1 pseudogene is annotated in these 878 nt (G+C 63.8%); it reads left to right on the top strand.

The features are described from left to right. Positions 1-644 (top strand): annotated as a pseudogene (locus LG371_RS12170) (RNA degradosome polyphosphate kinase); the annotation flags it as partial. Positions 645-878: the final 234 nt, after the last annotated feature.

Genomic DNA, 878 nt, shown 5'->3' with positions numbered 1-878 from the left:
TGCTCACCGCCGACGAAGCCATCACCGCCGACGTGAACGCCATCTTCATGGAAATCACCGGCCTCGGCCAGCCCACCCGGCTCAACAAACTCTACCAAAGCCCCTTCACCCTCAGCGATATGCTGCTGGAGCGCATCGCCGCCGAAACCGCCGAAGCCCGCGCCGGCCGCCCCGCCCGCATCATCGCCAAGATGAATTCGCTCATCGAGCCCGGCATCATCCGCGCCTTGTATGAAGCCAGCCGGGCCGGCGTGCAGATTGATTTGATTGTGCGCGGCATGTGCACCCTGCGCCCTGGCGTGCCCGGCCTTTCCGAAAACATCCGCGTGCGCTCCCTCATCGGCCGCCTGCTCGAACACGCCCGCGTGTTTTACTTCCACCGCGGCGGCCGCGAAGACCTCTTCATTTCCAGCGCCGACTGGATGGGGCGCAACTTCTTCCGCCGCATCGAAACCTGCACCCCCGTGGAAAACCCCGCGCTGAAAGAACGCATCGTGCGCGAAGCCCTCACCCTCGCCCTGGCCGACAACCGCAAAGCCTGGCTGATGCAGCCCGACGGCAGCTACCTCCGCGCCCAGCCGCAGGCCGGCGAAGCCGTGCTCGACGCGCAGGAAACCCTGCTAAACGAATACCGGCGCAAATAGCGCGGGATGTAAAAAGGCTACCTGAAAAAGTTTGGCAAACATTTTTCAGGTAGCCTTTTTTTTTGCTTGCGCGGCGTTATTTCTTGGCTTCCGGCGCGGTTTCGGCGAGCACGGTGCCGGCGAGGTAGTCGTGCAGAAACTGGCGGGAGGGATGGATGAGGGCGAAGCCGAAGGGCAGTATCCACCAGGCCAGGGCGAGGCCGGCGAGGGTTTTGGGCGGCAGGGGGGTGAGCT

It is taken from the genome of Eikenella sp. Marseille-P7795, from assembly GCF_916618725.1.
GTDB classification, from domain to species: domain Bacteria; phylum Pseudomonadota; class Gammaproteobacteria; order Burkholderiales; family Neisseriaceae; genus Eikenella; species Eikenella longinqua.
Note: the sequence above shows the minus strand (reverse complement) of the source record. Positions and strands in the feature narration are given on the sequence as shown.